Annotated in this window: 22 protein-coding genes, 1 tRNA gene and 1 pseudogene; 20 read left to right on the top strand and 4 right to left on the bottom strand. The window is 64.9% G+C overall.

The features are described from left to right. From EOA79_RS33585 to recQ, 4 genes and pseudogenes are all read left to right on the top strand, one after another. Positions 1-101: pseudogene (locus tag EOA79_RS33585) on the top strand (cupin); the annotation flags it as partial. A gap of 306 nt (positions 102-407) precedes the next feature. Next, on the top strand, positions 408-1082 hold the full coding sequence (locus EOA79_RS15780) for a sulfotransferase (RefSeq protein WP_245322329.1): 675 nt from the start codon (positions 408-410) through the stop codon (positions 1080-1082). Then, complete coding sequence (locus EOA79_RS15775; RefSeq protein ID WP_127335411.1) at positions 1079-2038, top strand: hypothetical protein; 960 nt, start codon at positions 1079-1081, stop codon at positions 2036-2038. The genes EOA79_RS15780 and EOA79_RS15775 overlap by 4 nt, the downstream gene beginning before the upstream one ends. Positions 2039-2258: 220 nt before the next feature. After that, positions 2259-4124, top strand: a complete 1866-nt coding sequence (gene recQ, locus EOA79_RS15765; RefSeq protein ID WP_245322328.1) for a DNA helicase RecQ — start codon at positions 2259-2261, stop codon at positions 4122-4124. 48 nt (positions 4125-4172) lie between these two features. Here recQ and EOA79_RS15760 read toward each other — a convergent pair whose 3' ends face one another. Further along, the gene (locus EOA79_RS15760; RefSeq protein WP_127335349.1) at positions 4173-4484 is read right to left on the bottom strand and encodes a hypothetical protein; all 312 of its coding nucleotides are present in this window, start codon (positions 4482-4484) and stop codon (positions 4173-4175) included. A 243-nt stretch (positions 4485-4727) separates the two neighbouring features. On the opposite strand from EOA79_RS15760, the gene EOA79_RS15755 reads away from it, so the two are divergent. Then, positions 4728-5267, top strand: coding sequence for a sulfotransferase (locus EOA79_RS15755; protein ID WP_164748307.1), 540 nt, complete (start codon positions 4728-4730; stop codon positions 5265-5267). 101 nt (positions 5268-5368) lie between these two features. Here EOA79_RS15755 and EOA79_RS15750 read toward each other — a convergent pair. Beyond that, positions 5369-5458: transfer RNA gene (locus tag EOA79_RS15750), tRNA-Ser, on the bottom strand. A gap of 315 nt (positions 5459-5773) precedes the next feature. Between EOA79_RS15750 and rplU the strand changes: the two genes are divergently transcribed. The 3 genes from rplU (at position 5774) to EOA79_RS15735 (ending at position 7573) form a co-directional block, all read left to right on the top strand. Then, the gene (gene rplU, locus EOA79_RS15745; RefSeq protein ID WP_127335347.1) at positions 5774-6490 is read left to right on the top strand and encodes a 50S ribosomal protein L21; all 717 of its coding nucleotides are present in this window, start codon (positions 5774-5776) and stop codon (positions 6488-6490) included. Positions 6491-6590: 100 nt separating this feature from the next. Then, the gene (gene rpmA / locus EOA79_RS15740; RefSeq protein WP_040991608.1) at positions 6591-6860 is read left to right on the top strand and encodes a 50S ribosomal protein L27; all 270 of its coding nucleotides are present in this window, start codon (positions 6591-6593) and stop codon (positions 6858-6860) included. Positions 6861-6985: 125 nt separating this feature from the next. Beyond that, complete coding sequence (locus tag EOA79_RS15735; protein WP_067001577.1) at positions 6986-7573, top strand: GNAT family protein; 588 nt, start codon at positions 6986-6988, stop codon at positions 7571-7573. Between the two features lie 163 nt (positions 7574-7736). On the opposite strand, the gene EOA79_RS15730 is transcribed toward EOA79_RS15735, so the two are convergent. Next, on the bottom strand, positions 7737-8600 hold the full coding sequence (locus EOA79_RS15730; protein WP_095824117.1) for an endonuclease/exonuclease/phosphatase family protein: 864 nt from the start codon (positions 8598-8600) through the stop codon (positions 7737-7739). 148 nt (positions 8601-8748) lie between these two features. Here EOA79_RS15730 and obgE point away from each other — a divergent pair, with 148 nt between their 5' ends. From obgE to EOA79_RS15700, 5 genes are all read left to right on the top strand, one after another. Next, positions 8749-9786, top strand: coding sequence for a GTPase ObgE (gene obgE / locus EOA79_RS15725; protein ID WP_095824116.1), 1038 nt, complete (start codon positions 8749-8751; stop codon positions 9784-9786). After that, on the top strand, positions 9783-10940 hold the full coding sequence (proB, locus tag EOA79_RS15720; protein WP_095824115.1) for a glutamate 5-kinase: 1158 nt from the start codon (positions 9783-9785) through the stop codon (positions 10938-10940). Before obgE ends, proB begins: the two co-directional genes overlap by 4 nt. A gap of 18 nt (positions 10941-10958) precedes the next feature. After that, positions 10959-12245 (top strand): glutamate-5-semialdehyde dehydrogenase, encoded by a 1287-nt coding sequence (locus EOA79_RS15715; protein ID WP_095824114.1) that lies wholly within the window; start codon positions 10959-10961, stop codon positions 12243-12245. A gap of 249 nt (positions 12246-12494) precedes the next feature. After that, a complete protein-coding gene (locus tag EOA79_RS15705; RefSeq protein WP_067001594.1) occupies positions 12495-13082 on the top strand; it encodes a nicotinate-nucleotide adenylyltransferase in 588 nt (195 codons plus the stop codon). Positions 13083-13163: 81 nt separating this feature from the next. Beyond that, positions 13164-14441 (top strand): MFS transporter, encoded by a 1278-nt coding sequence (locus EOA79_RS15700; protein ID WP_127335346.1) that lies wholly within the window; start codon positions 13164-13166, stop codon positions 14439-14441. Between the two features lie 5 nt (positions 14442-14446). Here EOA79_RS15700 and EOA79_RS15695 read toward each other — a convergent pair whose 3' ends face one another. Continuing rightward, entirely contained in the window at positions 14447-15298 is an 852-nt protein-coding gene (locus EOA79_RS15695; protein WP_095799736.1) for a mechanosensitive ion channel domain-containing protein, read from the bottom strand. A 241-nt stretch (positions 15299-15539) separates the two neighbouring features. On the opposite strand from EOA79_RS15695, the gene rsfS reads away from it, so the two are divergent. The 7 genes from rsfS to alr all read left to right on the top strand — a co-directional run. Continuing rightward, positions 15540-15917 (top strand): ribosome silencing factor, encoded by a 378-nt coding sequence (gene rsfS / locus EOA79_RS15690; protein WP_059189846.1) that lies wholly within the window; start codon positions 15540-15542, stop codon positions 15915-15917. A gap of 61 nt (positions 15918-15978) precedes the next feature. After that, a complete protein-coding gene (gene rlmH / locus EOA79_RS15685; protein WP_095782611.1) occupies positions 15979-16461 on the top strand; it encodes a 23S rRNA (pseudouridine(1915)-N(3))-methyltransferase RlmH in 483 nt (160 codons plus the stop codon). A 147-nt stretch (positions 16462-16608) separates the two neighbouring features. Then, positions 16609-17943, top strand: coding sequence for a murein hydrolase activator EnvC (locus EOA79_RS15680; protein WP_127335345.1), 1335 nt, complete (start codon positions 16609-16611; stop codon positions 17941-17943). 1 nt (position 17944) lies between these two features. Continuing rightward, the gene (locus EOA79_RS15675) at positions 17945-19276 is read left to right on the top strand and encodes a S41 family peptidase (protein ID WP_067001610.1); all 1332 of its coding nucleotides are present in this window, start codon (positions 17945-17947) and stop codon (positions 19274-19276) included. 211 nt (positions 19277-19487) lie between these two features. Further along, positions 19488-20687 carry a divergent polysaccharide deacetylase family protein gene (locus EOA79_RS15670; RefSeq protein WP_095824110.1) on the top strand — a complete coding sequence of 400 codons (1200 nt, stop codon included), beginning with the start codon at positions 19488-19490 and terminating at the stop codon, positions 20685-20687. Between the two features lie 51 nt (positions 20688-20738). Further along, positions 20739-21254, top strand: coding sequence for an RNA pyrophosphohydrolase (locus EOA79_RS15665; RefSeq protein ID WP_128293085.1), 516 nt, complete (start codon positions 20739-20741; stop codon positions 21252-21254). A gap of 251 nt (positions 21255-21505) precedes the next feature. Beyond that, a partial coding sequence (alr, locus tag EOA79_RS15660; RefSeq protein ID WP_128293087.1) for an alanine racemase occupies positions 21506-22555 on the top strand: 1050 nt, incomplete at its 3' end.

The following is a 22555-nucleotide window of genomic DNA, read 5'->3' as shown; positions in this document are numbered from 1 at the left end:
GCAGCTTCATCGTGCCGTCCAACCTGGTGCACGGCGTCAGGGCGCTGGATGCGGGGCGGCTGGTCGACAGTTTTGCGCCTTATCGGGCCGACTTCCTATAGCGATATTCCTGTTGCCAAAGAAAAACCCGCGCCGTGAGGCGCGGGTTTGTTGCCTGGGCGCAGGTGGCGCCGCCGCGGTACTCAAACATTGCCGCAGGACGACAACGGTGCCGCAACATGGTGAAGATAGGTTTAACGAAGAGGACTGGCACTCTGCCGGCATATCGGCCAAAGAGACGGCGCGCCGCAGCTTTGGCATCGGATGAACTAAGCCGGCGGGAGCGGAAGTCGGAAATGGACGTCGCACGAAAATCAGAGGCCTTTTTGCGCAAGGCCATCAGGCGGCCGATAAGAGAGGTTCGGCGCTTGGCACTGGACGTGAAGCGGCTGTGGCGGCTTTGGTTTGCTGGACGCTCGGCGCCTTACAAGAAGATATTCATTGCCGGCTGCGCGCGCAGCGGAACGACGCTGACTCAGCGCCTGATGGGGTGTTTCGAGGACACCTTCGTCCATCGAGCCGAAGCGAAATACACCCAGCTGGATATGTTGGACCGCTCCGAAACCAACCTTGTCGTCAAGCGCACGGATCGGGGTTATGCGCATCTGGCGAAATTGCCCGCCGCCATTGGCCTGATCTATTGCGTTCGCCATCCTTTCGACGTGCTCACCAGCTCGCATCCGGAAAGCAGTGCGGAGCGCCGGTTCCATGTCACCTCCGAACGCTGGCTGGCCGAGTACGAGGCCTTGCTGCGGCTGAGAAAGGCGCAGCCGGAGCGCGCGATCGTCTATGTCCGCTACGAGGACATGATCGCTCGGCCGGACGAGGTCCAGGAGAGGATCGCGCGAGCATTCGACCTCAGGCCGCGTATCCGCTTCAGCGAGGATGCCGGCAACCCGATACGGGCAACATCGCTCAAGAAGTGGGAACGGAACGAGGAATACCTTGCCTATCTCAAAGCCCTGCCCCCGGCCTTCCTCGCCCGGCTGAGAGGGTTCTGTGACGAGTTCGGCTATGACATGCCGGAGTGGGCAAACGCATGACGTCGATGCTCGGCCTTTCAGCCGAACGGCGAGGACCGTTGATTACGCCCGATATGCTGCCGGGCGGTGAGGGAGCCAGCATAAACGGCCCATCGCTGGTGAGGATGCCGGCGTGGGCGACCGGCCGGCTCGCAACGTATCACCTCTATTTCGCGCATCACAACGGCACCCACATCCGCCTAGCCTATTCAGATACGCTGCAGGGTCCTTGGAGCGTTCACCCGGGCGGCGCGCTTTCGCTTGGCGAATGTCCTTTTCTGAGGGATCACATCGCCTCTCCCGACGTGCATGTCGACGAGCAGACCCGACGCATCGTCATGTATTTTCACGGCGCCGAGCGACATGGCCGCGAGCAGACGACCTTTGCGGCGACATCGGTCGACGGCCTTTGCTTCAACCCCAGCCCCCAGGCGCTAGGGCCGTTCTATGCGCGGATCTTTCGGCATGACGGCTGGTGGTATGGGCTTTTCGGCACCGGCAGTATCAGGCTTCGCCGATCTATCGATGGTCTTTCCGGTTTCGAGGAAGGGCCGGTCGTGCTGCCGGGCTCGAGCCGGGTTCGGCCGCGGCATGTGGCGGTGCAGAAGAACGGGGATTCGCTGATTGTCTATTATACGCGCAAGGGCGACGCGCCGGAGCGCGTGATTTACGGCAGCATCGACCTTTCCAAGGAGTGGCGGCGCTGGGTCGTGCGCGGCAGGACCGAATTGCTGAGACCCGGCACCGACTACGAGGGCGCCGGCCTGCCGGTTCGCCGCAGCAAGGCGGGCGTGGCAAGAAGCAAGGAGAACGGGCTGCGCGATCCGGCCATTTTCGAGGAGGATGGCCGGACCTGGCTGCTCTATGCCATTGCGGGCGAGAGCGGCATCGCGCTGGCCGAAATCCGACCGGGAGAACTCCGGGCTGTCGGGCTGCGAAAATTGATTGCGGATCTATGGAGCCGGCTTGGAGTCTGACGCGCCCTGCCTTTGCTAACCCTCGGCTCAGTGGACACTGCCGACCGCCTTGCCCTGCCATCTCAGTATCGCCGGGTTGCGGCGCAGGGAGGAGCCGACACCGCCGGCAGAGACGGCGGCGCCGCCAGGCAAAAACGGCGGACAGCACGGGTTGCGATGGCGTTCGGGCGATCCGCGCCTTAAGAACGTGACCTCAGCCGAAACCGGGAATCACTCTCAAATGCAAAACGCGATGGCGGGGCGGGCATCGGTGGCGGGCATTGCGGCGGAGGGACGCGATCCGAAGCAGCGCGTGCTGAAGGACGTGTTCGGCTTCGACGATTTTCGGCCCGGTCAGGCCGACGTGATAGAGGCGCTGCTGTGCGGCCGCCACGTGCTGGCGGTCATGCCGACCGGCGCCGGCAAGTCGCTCTGCTACCAGGTTCCGGCGCTGGTCCTTGGCGGGCTCACCATCGTCGTCTCGCCGTTGGTGGCGCTGATGCAGGACCAGGTCGCGGCGCTGCGGCTCGCCGGCGTCGCCGCCGATACGATCAACTCCTCGCTCGATCGCGATGCCAATGTCGCGGCGTGGCGCCGCGTCGCCTCGGGCCAGACGCATCTGCTCTATCTGGCGCCGGAGCGGCTAATGACCGAGCGGATGCTCGACGCGCTGGCCAGGCTCGACATCCGGCTGATCGCCGTCGACGAGGCGCATTGCATCTCGCAATGGGGACCAGCCTTTCGGCGCGAATATGAGGACCTTGCTCGGCTGCGCGACCTCTTTCCGAAAGTGCCGATCATCGCGCTGACCGCGACCGCGGACGAAACGACGCGCACCGACATTTCGGCGCGGCTGTTTGCCGAGCGTGTCGACACGCTGGTGCTGGGCTTCGACCGGCCGAACATCAAGCTTGCCATCGAGCCGAAGCAGGACAGCAAGCGCCAGCTGCTGCGTTTCGTCGAACGCCATGCGGGACAGAGCGGCATCGTCTATTGCCTGTCGCGCAGGAAGACAGAGGAGATGGCGGCCTTCCTCGAAAAGAACGGCGTCACCGCGCTCGCTTACCATGCCGGCATGAGCAAGGAGGCGCGGGACGCGAACCAAAACGCTTTCATGACGCTGTCCGGCGTGGTCATGGTGGCGACCATCGCCTTCGGCATGGGCATCGACAAGCCGGACGTCGCCTATGTCTTCCACACCGACCTGCCGGCGAGCCTCGAGGCCTATTACCAGGAGATCGGCCGTGCCGGCCGCGACGGGCGGCCGGCCGAGGCGCATATGCTCTACGGCCTCGGCGACATCCGCACGCGCCGCCTGTTCATCGACGACGAGGATGCCTCGCCGGAGCATAAGCGGCGCTCGCATGGCCGGCTGGATACGCTGATCGGCTATTGCGAGACGGCGCAATGCCGGCGCCAGGTCCTGCTTGGCTATTTCGGCGAAGGCGCCTCGCCTTGCGGCAATTGCGACAACTGCCTCAGCCAGGCGCCGCGCGCGGACGGCAGCATCGAGGCGCGCATCATCCTTTCGGCCGTGGCGCAAACCGGCGAGCGGTTCGGGGCCTCCCACATCGTCGACATCCTGCTTGGCCACGAGACCGAAAAGGTGCTGGCCCGAGGTCATCAAAGGCTTGCCAGCTTCGGCACCGGCGCGGCACACAAGCGCCCCGCGTGGCTGTCGCTGATCCGCCAGCTTGTGGCGGGCGGGTTCCTGGTGCCGGACCCGGACGGCTATGGCGGCCTTGCCATTTCCGAGAGCGGCCGCGCGCTCGGGCGCGGCGAGATCGCCTTCGAGTATCGCGTCGAGACGCGGCACCGTTCCCTGCGCGACAAGGCGCGTTCGGCCCAGGCCGCGGCGGACGCCGAAGACCTGGACGCCGCGCTGCTCGCCACGCTCAAGGCGCTGCGGCTGCGCCTGGCGAAGGAACGCCAAGTCCCGGCCTATGTCGTTTTCTCCGACCGCACGCTGATCGACATGGCCGAGCGCTGCCCGCGCGACCTCGCTGCCTTCGCCGCGGTGAACGGCGTCGGCGAAGCCAAGCTCAAGGAATTCGGCGAGGTCTTCCTGAGCGCGATTGCGGAGCATCAATCCGGCGGATCAGGTTGAGGCACAATCGGCCGGCGCTCACGCTCGGCCGGCCCAACCCACGGCGGATCATTCGCACTCAAACGTCAATCGCCCAGCCGGCGCGCAACGCCCGCTTTCAGTTGCGCCTTGGATGGCCCCGACCATGGTGTTTACAGCGTGCAAGGGCTGCAAGCCGGCCTCGCGCACCAGCGTGCGCCAGGTGAAGAAGCTCAGCGCCGGCTGAAGCATCGCGCGCTGGCTGCCGTCGAGGCCTTGGCCGAGCACGTCCTGGCAGGCCGTGGCGGCAAGCGCGTGCGCTTCATCGATACACCCGATACGCCGCACGCTGAAATGTGAACGGCGCCGATCGGTGGTTCCGCGCCGTTCCTGTGGAAACATTCCTGTTGCAATCTTCGAGGCAAACAGTTCGAATAAAGTCTTTCCGGGGGAACAAGAATTGTGAACAAGGGTGTGGTACGGCTTATTCCAAAGCCGAGGGCCTCAATATTCATCTGTGGTTGCGGTCATACCGGGTCGACCTTGCTCGCCCGGATATTGGCAGCGCATCCGGATGTCTTCAGTGTTCCGCGGGAGACAAGCGCTTTTGTCTCGGACAAAGGCGCCAGATGGACCAAGCTAAGCTTGCTTTTGCTTGAGGCGGCGATTTCGCGCCGGAGCGTCTGGGTCGAGAAAACCCCCGGGCATATTCATTACACCCGTCAGATACGCGAGACGATCCCGGATGCCCGTTTCATCGTGGTGACGCGCGATGGCCGCGATGTCGTGACATCGCTCGGGCAGCGCTACGAGGGCGATTTCGACAGAGCGTTCCAAAGGTGGGTCGCCGACAGCAGGGCTTCGATGCTCTGCGTCGAGAGGGGCGGGGCCATGTTGTGGCGCTACGAGGACTTTATCGAGTCGCCTGCGCTTTCCATCGAACGGCTATGCCGCTTCATGGGTGTGGCTTTCGATGCTGCCATCCTGGACTATCACCGGCATCCGGTCGTCTGGGGAAGGGCAAGAAGAGTTCGCACGGCGCATTCGGCTCGCCGTTCGGCGCAGGTCAACCAACCGATAACCGACTACAGGGGCGGCTGGCGATCGAAGCTGCCTGAGGAATTCGCCTCGCGTTTCGAGGCAGGTGAGGCTCAGGAGCTGATGACCTATTTCGGATATTGCTGAGGGCGACTGTCGCGCTCCTTCGCCAAGGCTTCGGAGGGTATCTCGCTCGCTCTTAAGGGATTTGAGGCTTGTCCCGCGAAAGCGCGCAGCTCGAAGCAGGATGGCGGAGAGGGAGGGATTCGAACCCCCGATACCCTTGCGAGTATGCCGCATTTCGAGTGCGGTGCATTCGACCACTCTGCCACCTCTCCGCGAGGTCATGGTCGGCCGTTGCCGGCGCGGCGCACTAGATAACGGCTGACCGCCGCAGTTACAAGGCCCTAGTCGACCGATTTCCCGCTTCTTGAAAAAGCGTCGGTGAGGCGCGGACCGGCGCGCGGCCCACGGCATGCTCAGGAGCAAGGGCCGCTTGCCTTGACTTCCGCGCGACCTTCGGTTAGGGACAGCCCGCATCCGGCGTGGGGCTTCTCCGCGCCGCTTGTTTTTTGAACCCGCAGACTGACAAAAAGACGGCCGAACCGCCTGAAGCGGTTCATCGAGGCCGACCGAACAGCGAAAGGCAAAAAATGTTCGCAGTCATCAAAACGGGCGGCAAGCAGTATCGCGTCGCCGCCAACGATCTGCTCAAGATCGAGAAAGTCGAAGCCAAGGTCGGCGAGATCGTCGAGATCGGCACTGTTCTCGCGCATGGCGAGGGTGAGAATGTCACCTTCGGCGCGCCGTTCGTCGATGGCGCTCTGGTCACGGCGGAAGTCGTCGAGCAGGGCAAGAACCGCACCGTCATCGCTTTCAAGAAGCGTCGCCGCCAGAATTCGCGCCGCAAGATCGGCCACCGCCAGCTTCTGACCACCGTCAGGATCTCCGAGATCCTGCTGGGCGGCGCCAAGCCGTCGAAGAAGGCCGCCGCCAAGGCTGAGGCCAAGGCGCCCGAAGCCAAGGCGGAAGTCGCCGCCGAGGCGAAGGCCGAAGCCGCTCCGAAGGAGGCCAAGGCCAAGAAGGAAGCCAAGGCAGAGGCCGCCCCCAAGGAAGCTCCCGCCAGCGAAGAGGCCAAGGCCGCGCCGCTGTTCAAGGCACCGAAGGGCGAGCCGGACGATTTGACCGTGATCAAGGGCATCGGTCCCGTCGCGGCAAAGGATCTCGCCGAGCAGGGCATCGTCACCTTTGCGCAGCTGGCCAAGCTGACCGAGAAGGATGTCGCCAAGATCGACGAGCACATGCCGTTCAGCGCCGACCAGATCAAGGATTGGCGCGAGCAGGCCAAGGAGCTGGCGAAAAAGAAGTAAGGACGGTCGGCGATAATCGTCGCCGGTACGCACTTGAAACGGAACGCGAACGCGTTCATAAGACCATTCAAGCGCCTCAGGGCGCATCGGAGTTAGTTAGATGGCACACAAGAAAGCTGGCGGTTCGTCGCGCAACGGTCGCGATTCGCACTCCAAGCGTCTCGGCGTGAAAAAGTTCGGTGGCGAAGCCGTCGTCGCCGGCAACATCATCATTCGTCAGCGCGGCACGCAATGGCATCCGGGCACCAACGTTGGCATGGGCACGGACCACACCCTTTTTGCGCTCGAAGCCGGCGCAGTCACCTTCAACAAAAAAGCCAACGGCCGAACCTACGTCTCGGTAAACCCGATCACCAAAGCAGCGGAGTAGCCGGTTCCGCACCATAACACCGGCGCCCATCTCGGGAACCGGTGTCTGGCCAGGCCAGGAAAAGGATCAGGAGAGATGGGCTTCCATCTCTCCTTTTTCATTTTTCTTTGCCCTGGAGGACTAAAATGGTTGCCGAAGCGGAAGACACCGAAGACGAAAGTTACGCGATCGATTGCCCGGTGCTCGCCACCGAGCGCCTGGTCATGCGCGCTCCGCGCGAGAGCGATCTCGCGCAACTCGTCGCTCTGGCCGACAACCGTCACGTCGCCGAAATGCTGGCCCGCATGCCGCATCCTTACGGCGAAGCCGAGGCCCGCGCCTTCCTCGCCATGGCCTCGTCGCGCCGCGCCGGCATCGCCTATGCGCTGACGCTCGCCGGCACCGGCACTTTCGTCGGCTGCGCGGGGTTGAATACCACCGATCGCGGGCTGGAGCTGGGCTACTGGATCGGCGAGCCTTACTGGAAGCGCGGCTATGCGACCGAGGCGGCGCACGCGCTGGTCGACCTTGCCTTCCAGAAGACCTCGATCCAGGTGCTGCATGCCTCGACCAGGGTCATCAATCCGGCATCGCGCCGCGTCATCCACAAGTGCGGCTTTCAGTATGCCGGCCAGGGCATGCTGAACTCGATCGTCGCCGGCCAGGTGCCGGTCGAGCGCTACCGGCTGGACCGCAAGACCTGGACGAGCCTGCGCAACTGGGTGCACTTCTAGGCATGTTGAAATTCAGGTGAAGCCGGCCTGCAAATGACGGTTTCCTGCGCTTCCGGTGCTCGCGTACTTTCAGTACGCTCCGCTCCGGTTCTCGGAAGCCGTCATTTTCGGCTCAGCCTGACCTGAATAGCAACACGCCTAGGCGTCGGCGCTCAAAGACGACTCAGCCCAATTCGACCCAGACCGGCAGGTGGTCCGATCCGCGCGCCTGCCGGTCGGCCCACAGGCGCTTCAGCGAGCCGGCGAGCGAAGCGCTGGTGAAGACGTAGTCGATGCATTTGTGGCGGCCCGCATCGTTGGGACGATTGGGGTCGATCCAGGTGAAGAGGCCGGAAACCTCCAGGCGCTGGGCGACATCGACGGCGAGATCGGCGGTGAGAGGCATGCCGAATTCATGGTCCGGACGTCCGGCGAGTTCGACATATTCGGGCGATCCGGGCAGCATGTTGAAGTCGCCCATGACGATGAAGGCTTCCGGATAGGGCAGGTCCGGCAGGCCGATTTCGGGAATGCCGGAAAGGCCGCCGCCTTCCAGCGCGTAGTTGAGCAGGCGCTGGCGCAGGAAACGGATCTGGCTCTGACGCTCGACGGGGCTGCGGTGGTCGAGATGGGTGGAATAGAAGCGGATGAAGCCGAGTGGCGTCTCGATCAGCGCCTCCAGCGCGCCGCGCTGGAAGTTCATCCGCTCCAGGCTGCGGCTGCGCGGCAGAAGGAGATTACGCGACAGATGAATGGGCGTCTTCGACAGCACCATGTTGCCGAGCTGGAAGGTGCGGGTGACGGCGCGGCCGGCATCCAGGCGCGAGCCGATATTGACCTCGAAATTGCTGGCATAGGCGACAAAATAGTCCGGCAGCGCCTCGCCGATCTCGGCCACCATGTCGCGGTCGCCGTTGCGCGGGTTGTTGCGGGTGACTTCCTGCAGGGCGATGACATCGGCGCCGCGCACCGCGTCGGCGATGCGGCCGACATCGTATTTGCCGTCGAGGCCGATGCCATACTGGATATTGTAAGTGACAAGCTTCATTCCCGCCTCCCGGTCTCGCCCGCGAACAGTGCTACCGCGCCCCTGGCTAAAGTGCATCCGGCGCTTTAGTTGCAAACGGGCCTCGCCCTTGGCTCCACCTTGGTTTAGAGCAATCCCGCAAGCGCAATAGCAGAAACCTGAAAATCCGATGAAATTCCTCGACCAAGCCCGAGTTTACATCCGGTCCGGCGACGGTGGTGCCGGATCGATGTCGTTCCGCCGCGAGAAATTCATCGAGTTCGGCGGTCCGGACGGCGGCGACGGTGGCCGCGGCGGCGATGTCTGGGTCGAAGCCGTCGATGGCTTGAACACACTGATCGACTACCGATACCAGCAGCATTTCAAGGCCAAGACCGGCATGCACGGCATGGGCCGCAACATGACGGGCGCCAAGGGCGCCGACGCGACGCTGAAAGTGCCGGCCGGCACCCAGGTATTCGCCGAGGACAATGAGACGCTGATCTGCGATTTAACCGAGGTCGGCCAACGCTTTCTGCTCGCCAAGGGCGGCAATGGCGGCTTCGGCAACCAGCATTTCAAGACCTCGACCAACCAGGCGCCGCGCCGCGCCAATCCCGGCCAGCCGGGCGAGGAGTTGAGCATCTGGCTGCGGCTCAAGCTGATCGCCGATGCCGGCCTTGTCGGCCTGCCCAACGCCGGCAAGTCGACCTTCCTTGCCGCTGTCACCGCCGCCAAGCCGAAGATCGCCGACTATCCCTTCACCACGCTCTATCCGGGCCTCGGCGTCGCCCGCATCGACGGCCGCGAATTCGTGCTGGCCGACATCCCCGGCCTGATCGAGGGCGCGCATGAGGGCGTCGGCATCGGCGACCGCTTCCTCGGTCATGTCGAGCGCACGCGCGTGCTGCTCCATCTCGTCTCGGCGCAGGAGGAAAATCCCGGCAAGGCCTACAAGACCGTGCGCGCCGAGCTCGCGGCCTATGGCCATGGGCTGGCCGACAAACCTGAGATCGTCGCCCTCAGCCAGGTCGACATCCTCGACGCGGACGCCCGCAAGAAGAAGGCTGCCTCGCTGAAACGCGCCGCCGGCCGCGCGCCGATGCTGTTGTCAGCCGTCACCGGCGAAGGCGTCGAGGCTGTGCAGCGCGCGCTGATGGCGGTGGTCGCCGAGGCGCGCGATGCCGTTCCCGCTCCTGTCGATACGCGCTGGCGGCAAAACCCATGAAATCGCTGAAATCATACCGGCGCATAACCGTGAAGATCGGCTCGGCGCTGCTCGTCGACCGCGCGACCGGCCTGAAGCGCGATTGGCTGACCTCTTTAGCCGCAGACATCGCGGTGCTCGCCAATGCCGGCGCGGAGGTGCTCGTCGTCTCCTCGGGCGCCATCGCGCTCGGCCGCACCATTCTCGGGCTTGGCAAACGCGCGCTGAAGCTCGAGGAAAGCCAGGCGGCGGCGGCCGTCGGACAGATCGCGCTTGCGGGCGCCTGGTCGGATGCGCTGGGCAGGGACGGGCTCAAATCCGGGCAGATTCTGTTGACCCTCGGCGATACCGAGGAGCGCCGCCGCTACCTTAACGCCCGCGCCACGATCTCGACCTTGCTCAAGATGAACGCGGTGCCGGTCATCAACGAGAACGACACGGTCGCGACCTCCGAAATCCGTTATGGCGACAACGACCGGCTGGCGGCGCGGGTGGCGACGATGATGGGCGCCGATCTTCTGGTGCTGCTTTCCGACATCGACGGGCTCTATACGGCGCCGCCGGCCAAGGACCCGCAAGCCAAGTTCATTCCGGTGGTCGAGCGCATCACGCCGGACATCGAGGCGATGGCGGGTGCGGCCGCTTCGGAACTCTCGCGCGGCGGCATGCGGACGAAACTCGACGCGGGCAAGATCGCAAACGCCGCCGGCACGGCGATGATCATCACCGCCGGCACGCGCCTGTCGCCGCTGATGGCGATCGAGCGCGGCGAACGCGCCACTTTCTTCAAGCCCAGCGCCAACCCGGTGAAGGGCTACAAGACCTGGATCGCGGGACAGTTGGAGCCGGCCGGGAGGCTCACCGTCGATGCCGGCGCCATCGGCGCGCTGAAATCGGGCAAGTCGCTGCTGCCGGCCGGCGTCAAGCTCGTCAGCGGCAATTTCTCGCGCGGCGACACGGTGGCGATCCTGTCGCCCGAGGGCCGCGAGATCGCGCGCGGGCTGGTTGCCTATGATGCCGCCGATGCCGTAAGGATCGCGGGTTTGAAGACGGCCGAGATCGAAAATGTGCTCGGCTACGAGGCGCGCTCGGCGATGATCCATCGCGACGACCTTGTGGTAAGTCGATCCAGTGATCAAGTATTGGCCGACGACCAAGTTTTGGCCGACGAATGACCCAGCGGAGGATGAACCATGCTGAAGCTGCATGACAAATCCGGGGAAGATACGGTGGCGCTGATGGCCGATATCGGCTTCCGCGCCCGCGCCGCTGCCCGACCGTTGGCCGTCGCATCGACCAAGGCCAAGAACGACGCCTTGGCCGCGATGGCCGACGCCATCCTGCGCAACGAGCAGGCGATCCTAGAGGCCAACGCCATCGATATGTCGAACGGCGAGGAAGCCGGGCTGTCCGGTTCCTTCATGGACCGGCTGAAACTCAACCCCTCACGTATCAAGGCGATGGCCGACGGCATTCGCGACATCGCGGCGCTCAAGGATCCGGTCGGCGAGGTAATTGCCGAATGGGACCGGCCGAACGGCCTCCATATCGAGCGCGTGCGCACGCCGCTCGGCGTCATCGGCGTCATCTATGAAAGCCGCCCGAACGTGACGGCGGATGCCGGCGCGCTCTGCCTGAAAGCCGGCAATCCCGTGATCCTGCGCGGCGGCTCTGATTCGATCAATTCGTCGTCGGCTATCCATGCCTGCATGGTCGAAGGGCTGAAGGCAGCCGGCCTGCCGCAAGACGCCATCCAATTGGTGCCGACCACCGACCGCGCCGCGGTCGGCGAGATGCTCAAGGGCCTAGCCGGCAATCTCGACGTCATCATCCCCCGCGGCGGCAAGAGCCTGGTCGGCCGCGTGCAGACCGAGGCGCGCGTGCCGGTCTTTGCCCATCTCGAAGGCATCTGCCATCTCTATGTCGATCGTTCGGCGAAGCTCGACATGGCGGTCCAGATCGCCGTCAACGCCAAGATGCGGCGCACCGGCGTGTGCGGCGCCGCCGAGACGCTGCTCGTCGACCGCGCGGTGGCGTCCACGCATCTGGTGCCGATCCTGGAAGCGTTGCACGCGGCCGGCTGTGAGATCCATGCCGACGTCGAGGTGATGAAAGCCTTTGCCGATGCCAGCCCGGCGACCGACGCCGACTGGGTGACGGAATATCTCGACGCGATCATTGCGGTGAAGCTGGTCGACGGCGTGGCCGGCGCGATCGAGCATATCGAGACCTTCTCCTCGCATCACACCGAGGCGATCGTCGCCGAGGATGCGCAAGCGGCCGACAAGTTCTTCAGCGAGATCGACTCGGCGATTTTGTTGCACAATGCCTCGACACAGTTCGCCGACGGCGGCGAGTTCGGCATGGGCGCCGAGATCGGCATCGCCACCGGCAAGATGCATGCGCGCGGACCGGTCGGCGTCGAGCAACTGACCTCGTTCAAGTACCGCGTGCGCGGGTCGGGGCAGGTGAGGCCTTGATATCGCTTGCCCTAAGAGGCTGAAGCTTGCGCCTAGGCACCCCCCTCCCGCCTGCCGGCCATCTCCCGCGCAAGGGGGGAGATCAGCTGATTTTCCCGGTTTCGCCAGTCGCCAACACTGCAAGATTTGCGACTGCGAAGGAGCTGCCAATCTCCCCCCTGGCGGGGAGGATGCCCGGCAGGGCAGAGGGGGGTGCCTAGCGTCATGCTTTCCCAGCCCGAGCAGCCCGTCCCCGCGCCCTATCTCCACATGCCGCATGCCGGCAAAGGGCTGGCCGTCGGCCTGTTCGGCGGCTCGTTCAACCCGCCGCATGCGGGCCACGCGCTGGTCGCCGAGATTGCGCTGAGAAGGCTGGCCCTCGACCAGCTCTGGTGGATCGTGACGCCCGGCAATCCGCTGAAAAGCGCGCGCGAGCTGGCGCCGCTCGCCGAGCGCATCGTGCTGTCCGAAAAGATCGCCAGGAATCCGAAGATCAAGGTCACTGCCTTCGAGGCGGCGCAGCATGTCCGCTATACCGCGGACACGCTGGCGCTGGTCAAGGCGCGCAATCCGGGCGTCGACTTCGTCTGGATCATGGGCGCGGATTCCTTACGCGACTTCCATCGCTGGCAGCGCTGGCGCGAGATCGTGCTGACCTTCCCGATCGCCGTCATCGACCGACCGGGCGCCACGCTCTCCTTCCTGTCCTCGGTCGTCGCCAAGACCTTCGACTATGCCCGCGTCGATGAAGGCGACGCCCCGCTGCTCGCCCGCATGCGGGCGCCGGCCTGGACCTTCATCCACGGCCCGCGCTCGTCGCTTTCCTCCACCGCGATCCGCAAGGCGGCGAAGGGCTGAGGCCTCCCTTCTCCACAAGGGGCCGAGCGATGTCGCTTTTACGGCGGCCTTTCGCATTCCGATCAGCCAAGCTGCGAGGGCATGCTGACGCAGACCCAAACCGATCCCGGACAATCGGCGCCGCTGATTGCCATTGCCAGCGTCATCGTGTCGATGGCGCTGATCGCGATCGGCAACGGCCTGATGTTCGCCTTCATTCCGGTGCGGCTCGGCGCCGATGGTTTCGATCCGACCTGGGCCGGACTGATCGTCACCGGCCTTTCGGCCGGCGGGCTCGCCGGCTGCATCCTGACCGGACCCTTGGTGCGCCGGGTCGGCCATGCCCGCGCGTTCATGGTGCTTTCGGCGCTGATCGCGCTCTCCAACGTGGCGATCGGCGCCGGACCGATGCCGCTGCTGTGGATCGCGGCGCGGGCGCTCTACGGCTTCGCCATATGCGGCCTCTTCATCGTCGCGCAGAGCTGGCTCAACGACGCCTTGCCGAACGCCATACGCGGCCGGGTGATGGCGGTGTTCTACGTCGCCTATATCGCCGGATTGGGCGTCGGTTATGCGACGCTCGCCGCGATCGACATCCAGACGGCGGCGGCGCCGCTGATCGGCATCGCCTTCACCGAGTTGTCCATCCTGCCGGTGGGCATGACGCGGCTTGCCCAGCCGCCCGCGCCGCAGGCCGCTTCGGTGGCGCTCGGCCAAGCGTGGAGGATCTCGCCAGTCGGCGTCGTCGGCATGCTGGCGGTGGGCGGCCTGTCGATGATCATTTCCGGTTTTGCGCCGATCCACGCCACCGCCAAGGGTTACAGCCAGGCAGAGGTGGCGCTGCTCTTGTCGGCGATGCCGGTCGGCACGCTGATCCTGCAGATACCGCTCGGCTGGCTCTCGGACCGTACCGACCGCCGCTATGTGCTGGCGGGCACGGCGGCGCTGGCGGTGGCGGCGAGCCTGCTCGCCATCGCCTTCGACGGCGGCGCGCTGATGGCCCTGGTGGCGATCTATCTGATCTGGGACGGTGCATCGGAATCGATCTATTCGCTGTCCAGCGCCCACGCCGCCGATCGCGCCAGGAAGGAAGAGCTGCTGGCGCTGTCGAGTTCGCTGCTCTTTGCCTGGTCGCTGTCCGGCTTCATCGTACCCGGCATCGTGACGGCGCTTTCCGCCGTCTTCGGCACCGGGACCTTCATCTATGTCGGCATCGCCATCGCTTCCGCGTTTTGCCTGTTCGTGCTGTGGCGGGTGTTTGCGGCGCGACCAATGCCTGCTGCCGCAACCGGCAGCTTCGCGCCGATGTCGGCGCAGACGCCCCTGCCGGTGGAGCTCGCCTTCGCGCCGGAGGAGCCGGCAAAGCCGGCCAAGGACTGACGAGATTATTGCTTGCGGACTTCCGGGGACGGTATCTCGGGCGGCGGCAGGGGGATCGAAATGCCCTCGTTGTCGAAGGCCAGCTTGGCGCGTTTGGTCAAGTCGATCTGGGTGGCGAAATAGTCGGCCGCGGAAGTCCAGTAGCGCAGGGTCAGTGAAACCGTGCTCTCGCCAAGCCCTGCGATGAAGGCGATCGGCGCCGGCTCGCGCCGGATGCGCTTCTCGGCATTGGCGATGGCAAGCAGCGTCTTCTGCCCGCGGTCGATGTCGTTCCATGAACCGATGCTCAAGCTGATATCGGTGCGCCTGACGCCGTTGCGGGTGAAATTCCGTACCGGCTGGTTCCACAGCGTCTGGTTGGGCGCCAGAATGTAGATGCCTTCGACAGTGCGCAGCTTGGTCGCGAACAGGCCGATCTCCTCGATCGAGCCGGCGATCGCACCGACCTCCACATATTCGCCGATGCGGAACGGCCTCAGCGCAAGCAGCATGATGCCGGCGGCGATGTTCTGCAGCGTACCTTGCAGTGCAAGGCCGATCGCCAGACCGGCAGCGCCGATCGCGGCGATGATCGAAGCCGTCTGCACGCCAAACTGGCCGAGCACCATGATAACGACAAGGATCAGGATGCCGTAGCGGACGACCTGGGAGAAGAAGTGGCGCAGCGTCTCGTCAAAGCCGTGAATATGACCGAGCCCGGCATAGATCGATCGCTCGGCAAGGCCGGCAACGAGGTAGCCGACAACCAGAAGGATCACAGCACCGATTGCCGAGAAGGAATAGGAGACTATCAGCGAGCTGAGCTGCGCAAGCCCGGCCTGAATCGTGATGAGGGCGCTCTGCGGGTCGATTGGCATGGTTGGGAATCCCCTTTGTCCGGTGTGCCGATAACCCATGCGGCGCGCAGGGGTTCCGCTCTTTTCAGCCTTCCGAGGGCCTGTCCGGCCTGCCGAGGCCGCCCTGAGAGTGCGCCCGTCTTGAAACTGCAATGGAACTCTGCCTATCTAAGCAGGGTCACCTGATTTGCCGGGTGATTTGGTTGTTCTTATTGGGAAAGGAAACACACTGAGAACAGCACTGCGGAAGAAGGCCGATATCGTGCCTTCGCCGGCCGGGATCAGCGGAAGCGATGCTGCCTCCCTCGCCATCAAGACAGTCCTTGCCAGTCTGGAAGACTCCAAGGCCGAAAACATCGTCTCAATCGATATCCAGGGTAAATCGAGCCTCGGCGACTATATGGTCGTCGCATCGGGCCGATCGCACCGCCATGTCTCGGCTGTCGCCGACCATCTCCTCAAGGCGCTCAAGGATGCCGGTCTCGGCATGGCGCGCGTCGAAGGGCTGGCCAGCGCCGACTGGGTCCTGATCGATTCCGGCGACATCATCGTCCATGTCTTCCGTCCCGAAGTCCGCGAGTTCTACAATCTCGAAAAGATGTGGCAGGCGCCGGATCTCGAGGAAGAGACCTTGCACTGAGCCGTATCGCGGGCCGTGACCGTTCCGGTCCGGCGCCGATCGAGAGCTCGCCGAGGCGAGGATGAAGATCACCGTTCATGCCGTGGGCCGGATGAAGACCGGCCCCGAGAGAGAGCTCGCCGACCGCTATTTCGAGCGCTTCGCCAAGAGCGGGCCCGCGGTCGGGCTGGAATTTGCCGGCATTGTCGAGACACCCGAGAGCCGCGGCCAGAGCGCCGACGAACGTCGCCGCGAGGAGGGCCAGAAGCTGCAGGGTCAACTGCAGCAAGGCAACGTGCTGTTCCTGCTCGACGAACGCGGCAAGGCGCTATCCTCGGAGGACCTAGCGGCCCGCATTGGCCAGTTGCGCGACAGCGGCCGCAAGGCGCTGGTCATCGCGATCGGCGGCGCGGACGGCCATCACAAATCCTTGCGCGAAGAGGCCGATCTGGTGCTGTCGTTCGGAGCGCTGACCTGGCCGCATCAGCTGGTGCGCGTCATGCTCGGCGAACAGCTCTATCGCATCGCCACCATCCTTGCCGGGCATCCCTATCACCGCTCGTGAGTCATCGTTCGCGCTGTGACCCCGAAAGCTGGGGATCACGTCCGCTTGCACCGATTTCCGCCTCAATGAACCGACGTCACGGTTGTTGCGGGTGCTCCAACATGGTTGATGGTTCGTTAACGAAGCGGCGGATAGAGTCGAGGCCTGATGTCTGAAGGCTGGAATTCGAGAACGCGCGCCTGGCGCAGCCGCTGCGGCTTGACACTAGTCGCCGCGCTGATCGCGCTCGGGCCGGCTATGGCCGCGGAAAATTCGCTCGATGTCGCACCGGACCCCGACAAGAGCCGGGTCGAATACGAGCAGGTCTCCAAGGAAATCTCCTTGTCCTCCGAGCGGCTGGCCAAGCTTGCCGCCGACGTCGCGACGGTGAAGAAAGACCATGCCTCGATCAGTGCGGCGCTGATCCAGTCGGCGATGACCGAGCAGAAGCTCGGCCAGGACATCGAGGACATCGGCGCCAACTTGGAAGGACTGAAGGCCGAGCAAGAGAAGCTGCACGCTTCGCTGGTGGCGCGGCGCGACGTACTTGCCGAGGTGCTCGGCGCGCTGCAACGCATGGGGCTCAATCCGCCACCGGCGATCCTGGTCAAGCCGGAGGACGCGTTGTCGTCGGTGCGCAGTGCCATCCTGCTCGGCGCCGTGGTGCCGGAATTGCGCCAGCAGACCGACAGGCTGCTCGCCGATCTCAAGGAACAGACCCGGGTGACGGCCTCGATCGAGGCCGAACGCGCGCGGCTTACCGCTGCAGTCACCGAGCAGACGGCGGAAAAGAAACGACTGACCATGCTGCTCGAGGCCAAGCAGAAGCTGCAGGCCGATACCGAAGCGGCCCTGGGAGCAGAGCGGCAGCGCTCGCAGCAGCTGGCGGACAAGGCCAGCAGCCTCAAGGACCTCATCGCCTCGCTCGAGGCCGACAAGGCGCGCAAGGCGGCCGACCAGGCCAAGGCGGCCGATCGGAAATCGGCGGACGCCGACACGACCGCATCGACCGCGGAACCCGCCGCGCCGCCGGTGCCGGAGGGCAATCGTTTAACCGCTTCCGCCCCGTTCGCGGCGCTCCAGGGCCAGATCGCGCTGCCGGTCATCGGCAAGATCAAACGGCGCTTCGGCACCGACGACGGCAATGGCGCAATGATGCAGGGAGACATGGTTGCGACACAATCGGGGGCCATCGTCACCGCGCCGGCGGATGGAAACGTTCTTTATGCGGGGCCGTTTCGCTCCTATGGTCAACTCTTGATCCTCAATGCGGGCGATGGGTATCATGTCGTCCTGGCGGGGATGAGCAGAATCAGCGTCGCGACCGGACAGTCGGTGCTCGCAGGAGAGCCGATCGGCGCGATGGGAGAGGCCCGGGTGGCTAGCACCTCGGCCTCGCAGAATGGAAATGCGACGCCGGAGCTCTATGTTGAGTTCCGCAAGGATGGAAAACCCGTCGATCCGAACCCCTGGTGGGCGGACCGATTTTCTGGAAGGACGTGAAATGATGCGGAAATTGTCGCTTCTGTTTGCCGGCGCGCTGATGGGCGCATCGGCAATGAGCCTGGTCTACGGCGCACCCGGCTCGGCGGCGAATGCTGCGGGTTCCGAGACCTACAAGCAGCTGGCGATCTTCGGCGACATATTCGAGCGCGTGCGCGCGCAATATGTGACGCCCCCGGACGACAAGTCGCTGGTCGAGAACGCCATCAACGGCATGCTCGCTTCGCTCGACCCGCATTCCTCCTACATGAACGCCGAGCAGGCGCAGGATATGCGCGTGCAGACCAAAGGCGAGTTCGGCGGCCTTGGCATCGAGGTCACGATGGAGAACGACCTGGTCAAGGTGATCACGCCGATCGACGACACGCCGGCCGCAAAGGCGGGCGTGCTTGCCGGCGACTATATCGCCAAGATCGACGGCGAGGAGGTGCGCGGCCTCACCCTCAACGATGCGGTCGAGAAGATGCGCGGACCGGTCAATACGCCGATCAAGCTCACCATCCTGCGCCAGGGCGCCGACAAGCCGATCGAGCTCACGGTCGTGCGCGACATCATCAAGGTCAAGGCGGTGAAGTACCGGGTCGAGAATGACATCGGCTACATGAAGATCACCTCCTTCACCGAGAAGACCTATGACGATCTCGAGAACGCCATCGAGAACATCAAGAAGCAGGTGCCCAACGACAAGCTGAAGGGCTATGTGCTCGACCTGCGCCTCAATCCGGGCGGCCTGCTCGACCAAGCGGTGAGCGTGTCGGACGCCTTCCTGAAGCGCGGCGAGATCGTCTCGACCCGCGGCCGCGATCCGAAGGACGTTACCCGCTTCGACGCCAAGCCGAAGCAGAACGACGACATCGGCGGCAAGCCGCTGATCGTGCTGGTCAATGGCGGCTCGGCAAGCGCGTCCGAGATCGTCGCCGGCGCGCTGCAGGATCTGCGCCGCGCCACCGTCGTCGGCACGCAGTCGTTCGGCAAGGGTTCGGTGCAGACCATCATCCCGCTCGGCGAGAACGGCGCGCTCAGGCTCACCACCGCGCTCTATTACACGCCGTCGGGCAAGTCGATCCAGGGCAAGGGCATCACGCCCGACATCAAGGTCGAGCAGCCGCTGCCGCCGGACCTGCAGGGCAGGGACCTGACCCGCGGCGAATCGGACCTCAAGGGCCACATCAAGGGGGCCGACGAGAGCTCGACCGGCTCGGGCTCGGCCGCCTATGTGCCGCCGGAGCCGAAGGACGACCTGCAGCTGATCTATGCCGAACAGCTGCTGCGCGGCCAAAAGACCGATCCGGCCTTCCCGCCGAACCCGGACAAGGCTGTGCTGAACCAGTAAAGACGGGAGGGCCGGGGCAGATCACTCTGGCCGGCCGACCGAAGCGATGCAATGCTGCCGGGACCGCGAGGTTCCGGCAGTTTGATTCGGGGACAGGGTGGTTCGGCAACGGGCGCTGCGTCGCCTAAGGTTTTGAATTTGCGCGTGAGCGCTGACGATTCGATCAGCTGCGCTGATCCGATCAGCCGCGTCACGGGCCTGGGGATGCGGCTTGGCTGACATCGGCAAGGACATCGAACGCCCGCTCGGACAGACGCTCCGGCCAGAGCGCCCTGCCTCGCGCACCTTCGGCGCCGGCACGCTTGGCGCGGCGGTCGCCGTCCTCACTGTAGTGGGTATTTCCGGTGCGATCGCGTTGCGTGAAAAACCTTTCCGCAAACCGCAAGAGACGGCCGTTTCGACGCCGAAGGTAATCGTGGCGCCGGCTCCCGCGCCGGCACCGGCGCCGACGCCGGCACCGGCCGAGGTGGCGGCGGCGAAGCCCAATGCGAGCACGCCGATGAAGAGCGATGGCCCGCAAATCATCCATCTCCAGTCTGAAGAGGGCGATGGTCCGCCGAAGGCCGGTATCGTCATCCGCGATCCTTCCACACTCAGCCAGAATCTCAAGGTCGCGCATATTCCCGACAGGGCGCTGATCGAGGCGAGCGACAGCGGCCCGCTGCCGGTGCGCTCCGCCGATGGCCGGCGACCGTTCGACGTCTATGCGCGGCCCTGGTCCGGCGCGCGCGGCGCGCGCGTGGCGATCGTCATCGGCGGGCTCGCCGTCTCCCAGACCGGCACGCAGGCGGCGATCGCCAAATTGCCGGCCGAGGTGACGCTGGCTTTCGCGCCGCAGGGCAACAGCATCGACCGCTGGATGAAGGCGGCGCGCCAGAGCGGACATGAGATCGTCATGCAGATACCGCTCGAGCCGTTCGATTATCCCAGCGTCAATCCGGGACGCAACACGCTGACGGTCGCTGCGAGTCCGGACGAGAACCTGAAGAGCCTGCGCTGGGCGCTGTCGAGGACGACCAACTATACCGGCGTCATGAACTATATGGGCGCGCGTTTCTCGGCTGATGCAAACGCGATGGGACCGTTCATGGCCGAGCTCGGCAAGCGCGGCCTTGCCTATGTCGACGACGGCTCCTCCGCGCGAAGCCTGGCGCCCAACCTCGCGCTGAAGGATGGCGTTCCTTTCGTCGCCGGCGACATGGCGATCGATGCTGTGCAGGACCGCGGCGAAATCCTCAAGAAGCTGGACAGCCTCGAGGCGACGGCACGCGCCAAGGGCAGCGCCGTCGGCATCGGCTCGGCCTTCGATATCACCGTCGACACGGTTGCGTCCTGGGTGGCAGAAGCGAAGAAGCGCGGCATCGAGATCGTGCCGATTTCGGCGGTGGCGATCGATCCGCAAAAAGGCTGACGCCGACCCTTTCGCCTGAATGCATCTCCAAAACGGCTGGAAATCTCAACGATGACCAAAAAGATCGATCCTGAAACGCTGCCCTATCGCCCCTGCGTCGGGCTGATGATCCTCAACCCGGCCGGGCTGGTCTGGGTCGGTCATCGCATCGCCGAGCCGGACAGCGAATTCTCCGGCACCACGAAACTCTGGCAGATGCCGCAGGGCGGCATCGACGAGGGCGAGGAGCCGCTCCCGGCGGCGGAGCGGGAGCTTTACGAGGAGACCGGTATGCGCAGCGTGTCGCTGCTTGCCGAAGCGCCGCACTGGATCAATTACGACCTGCCGCCGCATCTGGTCGGCGTCGCCTTCAAGGGCCGCTATCGCGGCCAAACGCAGAAATGGTTCGCCTACCGCTTCGAGGGCGACGAGAGCGAGATTGAGATCAATCCGCCGCCGGGCGGCCACAAGGCCGAATTCGACCAATGGGCATGGCGGCCGATGCGGGAGCTGCCCGACCTGATCGTGCCCTTCAAGCGCAAGGTCTACGAGCAGGTGGTGGCCGCGTTCCAGCATCTTGCTCGCTAGGCGTTGGCAGGCGCGCTTCCAACTAAGTACGGTTAGCGAAGAGGTTGGCACCGTAGTCGAGATCATGCTTTGTTGATGCAGATGCGCCGCAGGCAAAGAGGCAAACATGAACGACGCGCGACAAGCGCACTTCGCCGGCGTCGAGAAGCACGCAGCTCCGCAACAAGTGTGACCCGACTTTGTCCGACGCAATTGCCCCGATGACCGGCACCAAAACGTCTTTGCCGCAAACGACCGCCACCAGCGGCTTTATGCCCGGCGAAACTTCAGCCGGCGCGATCCTGACCATCGATCTTGGCGCCATCCGCGAGAACTACCGGCGGCTGAAGGCGCGGCTGGCGGGCGTGCGCTGCGCAGGCGTGCTCAAGGCTGACGGCTATGGCCTCGGCGCAGCGCGCGTGGCATCGGCGCTGATGAAGGAAGGCTGCGAGATCTTCTTCGTCGCGCTGCTCGGCGAGGGCATCGCGCTGCGCAAGGCGCTTGGACCCGGACATGAGATCTTTGTGCTCAACGGCCTGCCGCCGGGCTCCGAGCCGGAAGCGATCGCGACTGGGCTTCATCCTGTCATCAACAGCACCGCTCAGTTGAGGGCGTGGCGTGAAGCGGCGCTTGCCGCCGGCCGAAAGCTGCCGGCCGCTGTTCAGGTCGACAGCGGCATGTCACGGCTCGGCATGCCGCCGGCTGACGTCGAGGCGCTCGCGGCGGATGCTTTCGGCGGCATCGACATCCGCCTGGTGATGAGCCATCTCGCCTGCGCCGACGAGCCGCGCAATCCTGCCAACGAAGCGCAGCGGCTCGCGTTTGAGCGGCTACGCGGGATGCTGCCCAAGGCGCCGGCCTCGCTTGCCAATTCGTCCGGCATCTTTCTCGGATCGGCCTACCACCACGACCTCGCGCGGCCGGGCGCGGCGCTATACGGCATCAACCCGACGCCGGGCGAGGCGAACCCGATGATGCCGGTGGTCCGGCTGCAGGCGAAGGTGGCTCAGACGCGCAACGTCGAAGACGGCGCCGGCGTCGGCTACGGCCACAGCCATCATGCGCGCGGACCGCTCAGGCTGGCGACAATTTCGCTCGGCTATGCCGATGGCTGGCACCGGCGCGCGGCGTCGGCCGCCTGGTTCGAGGGCGTGCGGCTGCCTTTCGTCGGGCGGGTATCGATGGATTCCATTGTCCTCGACATTTCAGCGCTTCCGGTCGATCAACTGGGCGAGGGCGACCTCGTCGAGCTCATCGGGCCGTCGCAAAGCCTCGACGACGCGGCCGCGCATGCCGGAACCATCGGCTACGAGGTGCTGGCC

The sequence above is a fragment of the Mesorhizobium sp. M1A.F.Ca.IN.020.03.2.1 genome (assembly GCF_004023205.1).
Classification (GTDB): domain Bacteria; phylum Pseudomonadota; class Alphaproteobacteria; order Rhizobiales; family Rhizobiaceae; genus Mesorhizobium.
The sequence above is the reverse complement of the archived record's forward strand: the minus strand, read 5'-3'. Positions and strand labels throughout refer to the sequence as shown.

Bases quoted from the DNA above. Each gene is read 5' to 3' on its own strand.
- EOA79_RS15775 (WP_127335411.1), top strand. From the start codon at position 1,079: ATGACGTCGATGCTCGGCCTTTCAGCCGAACGGCGAGGACCGTTGATT.
- recQ (WP_245322328.1), top strand. From the start codon at position 2,259: ATGCAAAACGCGATGGCGGGGCGGGCATCGGTGGCGGGCATTGCGGCG.
- EOA79_RS15760 (WP_127335349.1), bottom strand. From the start codon at position 4,484: ATGTTTCCACAGGAACGGCGCGGAACCACCGATCGGCGCCGTTCACAT.
- rplU (WP_127335347.1), top strand. From the start codon at position 5,774: ATGTTCGCAGTCATCAAAACGGGCGGCAAGCAGTATCGCGTCGCCGCC.
- rpmA (WP_040991608.1), top strand. From the start codon at position 6,591: ATGGCACACAAGAAAGCTGGCGGTTCGTCGCGCAACGGTCGCGATTCG.
- EOA79_RS15735 (WP_067001577.1), top strand. From the start codon at position 6,986: ATGGTTGCCGAAGCGGAAGACACCGAAGACGAAAGTTACGCGATCGAT.
- EOA79_RS15730 (WP_095824117.1), bottom strand. From the start codon at position 8,600: ATGAAGCTTGTCACTTACAATATCCAGTATGGCATCGGCCTCGACGGC.
- obgE (WP_095824116.1), top strand. From the start codon at position 8,749: ATGAAATTCCTCGACCAAGCCCGAGTTTACATCCGGTCCGGCGACGGT.
- proB (WP_095824115.1), top strand. From the start codon at position 9,783: ATGAAATCGCTGAAATCATACCGGCGCATAACCGTGAAGATCGGCTCG.
- EOA79_RS15715 (WP_095824114.1), top strand. From the start codon at position 10,959: ATGCTGAAGCTGCATGACAAATCCGGGGAAGATACGGTGGCGCTGATG.
- EOA79_RS15705 (WP_067001594.1), top strand. From the start codon at position 12,495: ATGCCGCATGCCGGCAAAGGGCTGGCCGTCGGCCTGTTCGGCGGCTCG.
- EOA79_RS15700 (WP_127335346.1), top strand. From the start codon at position 13,164: ATGCTGACGCAGACCCAAACCGATCCCGGACAATCGGCGCCGCTGATT.
- EOA79_RS15695 (WP_095799736.1), bottom strand. From the start codon at position 15,298: ATGCCAATCGACCCGCAGAGCGCCCTCATCACGATTCAGGCCGGGCTT.
- rlmH (WP_095782611.1), top strand. From the start codon at position 15,979: ATGAAGATCACCGTTCATGCCGTGGGCCGGATGAAGACCGGCCCCGAG.
- EOA79_RS15680 (WP_127335345.1), top strand. From the start codon at position 16,609: ATGTCTGAAGGCTGGAATTCGAGAACGCGCGCCTGGCGCAGCCGCTGC.
- EOA79_RS15675 (WP_067001610.1), top strand. From the start codon at position 17,945: ATGATGCGGAAATTGTCGCTTCTGTTTGCCGGCGCGCTGATGGGCGCA.
- EOA79_RS15665 (WP_128293085.1), top strand. From the start codon at position 20,739: ATGACCAAAAAGATCGATCCTGAAACGCTGCCCTATCGCCCCTGCGTC.